A 6,946-nucleotide genomic window follows, 5' to 3' on the forward strand; every position below is an offset into this window, starting at 1 on the left:
GGCGGCAGAATAATCCGCCCTGCGGTCACGGCGCAACCGCGACAATGGGCCAAAACCGGTAATTCGGTTTCATGATCGGGCCAGGCAACCGTGTGAGCCAAATCCCGGTGAGATTAACTCACCGGGATTTGGTACGGCGGCGACTGCCGCCGCGCGGCAAGTGCCGCGTAGCCAAGCTGCCGGATGGCAGCGCCGGCGACTGAGGTCGGTGATCGGTGACGATCACCGAGACTTGGTATACGTCAGAACAGGCCCAGCTGCTGCGCCGGCACCACCGCACCTTCGATGCGCAGCAGGGTCAGCTTGGTGTCCACCCCGCCTGGCGCTGAAAAACCACCCGTGCCGCCGCCGGCCGCCATCACCCGGTGGCAGGGCACGACGATGGGCCAGGGATTGCGGCCCAATGCCTGCCCCACGGCACGCGGCACGGTATGGGGCTGCATATCGCCCAGCACGTGCAGCGGCATACGTTTGGCCACCTCGCCATAGGTCAGGGTTCGGCCCGGCGGGATGGCACGGGCGATGGCATAGACGGCAAGGTCGAAGGGGCCGGTGGCGGCCATGTCCAGGCGGATTTCCAGCAGGTCGCGCTTGTCGCCGGCCAGCAGGGCGCGGATGCCGGCGATGGCCGCCGCGGCCTCTCCCGTCGGCTCTCCCGGTTCCGCCCCCGGCACGGCCTTGCGCATGCGGCTGGGCAGGTCGGCCCCCTCCGTCGCGGGCAGGCGCACGGCCAGCAAGCCATCCGGCCCCCAGGCGATGGCGCAGGGGCCGACGGGCGTTTCGAAAAGGTGAAAGAAACGGTCGCTCATGGCGGACAGGATAGACAGTACGGACCCTGCCGTCGCCCCCCTTGTGGCATTCTGATCCCCTACCCACATCAATGACGATCCTCCCGGATCGCACAATCGTGGATCATCGCATCTGTCGGGCCCAGCGGGGACGATGGGGCAATGTCGGGGAGTATGAGGGTTATGGATTTCAAGAATTATACCGAGCGCGCCCAGGGTTTCATCCAGGCCGCACAGGGTGCCGCCGCCCGCGCCGGGCATCAGCAGCTGACACCCGAACATCTGTTGAAGGCGCTGCTGGAGGACCAGGAGGGCATGGCCGCCAACCTGATCGCCTCTGCCGGCGGTGATGCCGCCAAGGCCAATGCCGGAATCGATGCGGCTCTGCGCAAGCTGCCCAAGGTGGAAGGCGGCAATACTCAGATTTTCGCCACGCGTGAACTGGTCCGCACCTTCGAACAGGCGGGCGAGCTGGCCAAAAAGGCTGGCGACAGCTTCGTCACCGTCGAACGGCTGCTGCTGGCGCTGGCGCTGACCACGGGCACCGATGCCGCCAAGGCACTGGCCGATGCCGGTGTTACCCCGCAGAAGCTGAACGAGGCTGTCAACAGTCTGCGCAAGGGCCGCACCGCCGACAGCGCGTCTGCCGAACAGGCCTATGACGCGCTGAAGAAATACGCCCGCGACCTGACCCAGGCGGCGCGTGACGGCAAGCTGGACCCGGTCATCGGCCGTGACGAGGAAATCCGCCGCACCATCCAGGTGTTGGCGCGGCGCACCAAGAACAATCCCGTCCTGATCGGCGAGCCCGGCGTGGGCAAGACCGCCATTGTCGAGGGTCTGGCCCTGCGCATCGTCAATGGCGACGTGCCGGAAGGATTGAAGACCAAGAGCCTGCTGTCCCTGGACCTGGGCGCCCTGGTGGCCGGCGCCAAGTTCCGGGGCGAGTTCGAGGAGCGGCTGAAGGCCGTGCTGTCGGAGATCCAGTCGGCGGCCGGTGAGATCATCGTCTTCATCGACGAGCTGCACACCCTGGTCGGGGCCGGCAAGGCCGACGGCGCCATGGATGCGTCCAACATGCTGAAGCCCGCACTTTCCCGCGGGGAGCTGCATTGCGTGGGCGCCACGACGCTGGACGAGTATCGCAAATATATCGAGAAGGACCCGGCGCTGGCGCGGCGCTTCCAGCCGGTGTTCGTGGCGGAGCCGACGGTTCAGGACACCATCTCCATCCTGCGCGGCCTGAAGGAGAAGTACGAGCTGCACCATGGCGTGCGCATCACCGACAGCGCCATCGTGTCGGCCGCTACCCTGTCCAACCGCTACATCACCGACCGGTTCCTGCCCGACAAGGCCATCGACCTGATCGACGAGGCCGGTTCGCGCCTGCGCATGGTGGTGGACAGCAAGCCGGAAGCCATCGATGAGCTGGACCGCCGCATCATCCAGCTGAAGATCGAACGCGAGGCGCTGAAGCGCGAGACCGACCAGGGCTCACGCGACCGGCTGGAGAAGCTGGAGACGGAGCTGGCCGAGCTGGAGCAGAAATCCGGCACCCTGACCGCACAGTGGCAGGCGGAGAAGGACACGCTGACCGGTGCGCAGAAGCTGAAGGAGGAGCTGGAGCGGGCGCGGGCCGAGCTGGAACAGGCGCAGCGCTCGGGCGACTGGGCACGGGCTGGTGAGATCACCTATGGCCGCATCCCCGACCTGGAGAAGCGCCTGGCTGATGCCGAGGCCGCCAGCCAGCACCGCATGCTGAACGAGGCGGTGCGCGAGCAGGACATCGCCGCTGTGGTCAGCCGCTGGACCGGCATCCCCATGGACAAGATGCTGACCGGGGAGCGCGAGAAGCTGCTGGCCATGGAAACCCATCTGGGCAGCCGCGTCATCGGCCAGGAGGAGGCGGTGGTGGCCGTGGCCAATGCCGTGCGCCGGTCCCGCGCCGGTTTGCAGGACCCCAACCGCCCCATCGGCAGCTTCCTGTTCCTGGGCCCCACGGGCGTGGGCAAGACGGAGCTGACGAAAGCGCTGGCCGAGTTCCTGTTCGATGACGAGACGGCGATGGTCCGCATGGACATGTCCGAGTACATGGAAAAGCACGCGGTCAGCCGCATGATCGGCGCCCCGCCGGGCTATGTCGGCTATGACGAGGGCGGGGCGCTGACGGAAGCCGTGCGCCGCCGGCCCTATCAGGTGGTTCTGTTCGACGAGGTGGAGAAGGCCCATCCGGACGTGTTCAACATCCTGCTGCAGGTGCTGGATGATGGCCGCCTGACCGATGGCCAGGGCCGCACGGTGGATTTCCGTAACACGCTGATCATCATGACCTCGAATCTGGGTTCCGAATTCCTGGCGAACCTGCCGGATGGCGAAGACAGCAGTGCGGCCAGGAGCCAGGTGATGGAGGTGGTGCGCGGCTCCTTCCGCCCGGAATTCCTCAACCGGCTGGACGAGATCCTGATCTTCCACCGCCTGTCGCGGCACAACATGTCGGGCATTGTGGAGGTGCAGCTGGGACGCCTGACCAAAATGCTGGCGGAACGCGAACTGACCCTGGAACTGACCCCGGCGGCCAAGGAATGGCTGGCGGACAAGGGGTACGATCCCGTCTATGGCGCTCGTCCCCTGAAGCGGGTGATCCAGCGGGAATTGCAGAACCCGCTGGCCACCCGCATCCTGGAAGGCAAGGTCTCGCCTGCCGCGTCCGTGCAGGTCGATGCCAATGGCGATGGTTTGCTGATCCAGGGCGAGCCGGCCCACGGCCCCCTGCCGCCGGCCGGCGAATCGGCCTGGGGACAGGCCAAGACCATCCATTGATGGGATGTGCCGATGGCGTGAGCGATAGCTCATGCCATCGCAGGCCGGCGACCGCCGGCCTGCGACCGCGTGGTCGCGCAAGCCAAGCCGCCGGATGGCGCCGCCCGGTTTCTCGAGGGAGAAATGCGCGCATGGCGGATAAGGGAAATCGGCAGAGTGCAATCTGCCGGTTTCCCTATTCTATGGCTGGACATGCATCGGCCGCCATACCGGTCAGAAACCGGGAATTGCGCGGCGCCATCAAGAGCCGGGTGTCGACGTGAGCCGTTTCTGGAGCCCCATCGTCCATTCCTTGACCCCCTATGTCGCGGGCGAACAGCCCCGGATCGACGGTTTGGTCAAGCTGAACACCAACGAGAACCCCTACGGTGTCTCCCCCCATGCCGTGGCCGCCATCACCGCAGCGGTGAACGAGACGCTGCGGCTCTATCCCGACCCGACCGGTTTGGCCCTGCGCCAGGTGATCGCCGAGAGCTACGGTCTGGATGTGGGGGAGGTGTTTGTCGGCAATGGCTCCGACGAGGTGCTGGCCCATTGTTTCCAGGGCCTGCTGAACCATGACCAGCCGCTGCTGTTCCCCGATATCAGCTACAGCTTCTACCCCACCTATTGCCGCCTCTATGGCATCAATTTCCAGACGGTGCCCTTGGATGGGGAGATGCGGGTGCGGGTGGCGGATTACCGCCGGCCCTGCGGCGCCATCATCCTGCCCAACCCCAACGCGCCCACGGGCACCGCCCTGCCGCTGGATGCGATCGAGACGCTGCTGCGCGATCATCCCGACCAGATGGTGGTGATCGACGAGGCCTATGTGGATTTCGGCGCCGACAGTGCCATTCCCCTGGTCCGCCAATACCCCAACCTGCTGGTCATCCACACCTTCTCCAAATCGCGCAGCCTGGCCGGTTTGCGTGTCGGCTTCGCCGTGGGGCAGCGGCCGTTGATTGACGCGTTGGAGCGGGTGAAGGACAGTTTCAACTCCTACCCGCTGGATCGGTTGGCCCTGGCCGGGGCGGTGGCCGCGTGGAAGGACCAGGACTGGTTCGACCAGAACCGCCAGAAGATCATTGCCAGCCGGGAACAGCTGACGGTGGCCCTGACGCGGATGGGGTTCCAGGTGCTGCCCTCATCCGCCAATTTCATCTTCGCCCGCCATCCGGACCGGGCCGGCGCCGATCTGGCCGCCGCCTTGCGTGCCCGCGCCATCCTGGTCCGGCATTTCGCCAAGGACCGTATCAGCGATTACCTGCGCATCACCATCGGCACCGAAGCGGAATGCGAGCGCCTAGTGGGGGCGCTGGGCGAGGTCCTGGCCTGAGCCGCCCAAACAACAAAAAAGCCCGGCCGAATCGCTTCGGCCGGGCTTTTTTGTTGTTTGGGCGGCTCAGCAGCCGCGCTTGCGGTCGCAGCTGGATTTGGACGGCTTGGCGGCCCGCGGCGTGGCCGATACCAGTCCGACGCCTTCGCCCACCGCGTCGCCACCGGCTTCGAACCGGTCCTGAAGGCTGGCCATCACGCCCTTGAAACGGGCCAGTTCCTTGCCGTCCAGGTTGCGGCCCGTGGGCACGGCCACCGACAGCGGGTTCACCTGCTGCCCGGCCTTGACGATCTCATAATGCAGATGGGCGCCGGTCGACCGGCCGGTGGTGCCGACATAGCCGATGACGTCGCCCTGGGCCACGCGCGCGCCCTTGCGCATGCCGGCGCCAAACCGGGACATGTGGGCATAGGCGGTGGAAATCTCACCATTATGGCGAATGCGGATATAGTTACCGTAGGAGCCGTTGGGCCCGACCTCGTCCACGACGCCGGCACCGGCGGCATAGATCGGCGTCCCTGTGGGGGCGGCGAAATCCACACCCTTATGCATCTTGCTATAGCCCAGCACAGGATGGCGGCGCATGCCGAAGCCCGACGACAGCCGCGCCCCGTCGATCGGGGTCTTCAGCAGGGCCTTGCGGATGGACGAACCCTGGGTATTGAAGAATTCGGCGATGCCCTGGCTGTCCTCGTAGCGATAGATGGCCTGTTCCTTGCCCGATAGGGTCAGCGAGGCATAAAGGATGTTGCCACCGCCGCTGGCGACCTCGCCATCCTCGGTCACCACCTGCTCGTACAGAACCTCGAACCGGTCGCCCGGCTGGATGTCGCGCTGGAAGTCGACATCATAGGAGTAATTGCGGATCAGCTCGGTCAGCACGCTCATCGGCACGCCGGCGGCGCGACCCGATTCGAACAGCGATGAGCGGATTTCACCCTGGGCCGCCACGGCGCGGCGGGCCAGCTTCTTCGCCGTCTCGGCGGCCTGGAAGCGCACACCGTTGAAGCTGACCGACACCGACCGCTCGACGGCCGGCTGGAACTCGAACCCGACGAATCGGCCCTCGCCCCCGGTGCGGTCGAACATCACCTCGACCGGCTGGCCCGACTTCATGCGGCGGGGATCATAGACGGCCTTCAGGGCGGCCACGGCCTCCTGCGCATGCGGCTGCGGCACGTCGGCCTCCAGCAGCACCTGCATCAGGGTCTCACCCCGGCCCAGATTGACCAGGCGGCGTTCAACGGGATCGGCGGCCTGCTCGCTGTCGCCCCAGGCATCCGGAGCGGCGGAAAGGCCCTGCTGGGCATCCAGGGACGCAAGGGCGGGCGTGGTTTCCAGCGTCGTTTTCGACGTGGACAGGCTGGTGGAGTGAAGGAAAGCGGCGGTCCCGGCGCCCCCAAGGGCGGCCAGGGCAATGGTCGCAATCGCAAAACGCTTCATCAGCACTGACCAACCTCCATCCCGATGCTCCTCCTGGCTTTTGACCGATTGGCTGCCGAACCTGTACATTCAGCGGATGGTTACGAAAGTGACGCTTCCGACACTGTCAATGGCTCTCTTCAATCGAAGAATGCAATTACCGCAGCGGACCCGTGCTTCCCGCACCGACGTTCGGCATAATCCCCATCCTTATGGGGGAATGCGAGCAAAAAGACGTAGGCAGGGTGAAAAAAACCGCTGGCCAACGCCGACTTTCGTTGTTCCACCCCCGTACGGGGGCCGCCCTTCGGGATTAGGCGATTCAGCGTATATATAAGCTCGCGCGCGTGGACGGTTTCTGGCGAGGTGCCCTGCGCAGTGATTGTCATTTTTCTGAAATTAGTGCTTGCAGCCGATGCTCAGCGGGTCTATATCCCGGCTCCCGCAGCGAGGCGGCCGATGAGGCAGCGGCGATGCGGTGGTTCTTCGGGGCTCCAAGCCTCTGACATTGTTGAAAAAAGTTGATCATCGTTTATCTGATGATTGTTCACTTCTCTTTAAGGATTAGTGATTGATTGTCGGGAATGTTGATTGCTTG

Annotated in this window: 4 protein-coding genes; 2 read left to right on the top strand and 2 right to left on the bottom strand. The window is 65.2% G+C overall.

The features are described 5' to 3' along the window. Positions 1–242: 242 nt before the first annotated feature. Positions 243–878 (bottom strand): methylated-DNA--[protein]-cysteine S-methyltransferase, encoded by a 636-nt coding sequence (locus tag ACM9HJ_RS29950; RefSeq protein ID WP_416575472.1) that lies wholly within the window; start codon positions 876–878, stop codon positions 243–245. Positions 879–971: 93 nt separating this feature from the next. Between ACM9HJ_RS29950 and clpB the strand changes: the two genes are divergently transcribed. Continuing rightward, positions 972–3,608 carry an ATP-dependent chaperone ClpB gene (clpB, locus tag ACM9HJ_RS29955; RefSeq protein WP_416575473.1) on the top strand — a complete coding sequence of 879 codons (2,637 nt, stop codon included), beginning with the start codon at positions 972–974 and terminating at the stop codon, positions 3,606–3,608. Between the two features lie 259 nt (positions 3,609–3,867). Beyond that, on the top strand, positions 3,868–4,926 hold the full coding sequence (gene hisC, locus ACM9HJ_RS29960; protein WP_416575474.1) for a histidinol-phosphate transaminase: 1,059 nt from the start codon (positions 3,868–3,870) through the stop codon (positions 4,924–4,926). Between the two features lie 66 nt (positions 4,927–4,992). Here hisC and ACM9HJ_RS29965 read toward each other — a convergent pair whose 3' ends face one another. After that, positions 4,993–6,369 (bottom strand): M23 family metallopeptidase, encoded by a 1,377-nt coding sequence (locus tag ACM9HJ_RS29965; RefSeq protein WP_416575475.1) that lies wholly within the window; start codon positions 6,367–6,369, stop codon positions 4,993–4,995. Between the last annotated feature and the right edge of the window lie 577 nt (positions 6,370–6,946).

The sequence above is a fragment of the Niveispirillum sp. KHB5.9 genome, assembly GCF_048066115.1.
Taxonomy (GTDB): Bacteria; Pseudomonadota; Alphaproteobacteria; order Azospirillales; family Azospirillaceae; genus Niveispirillum.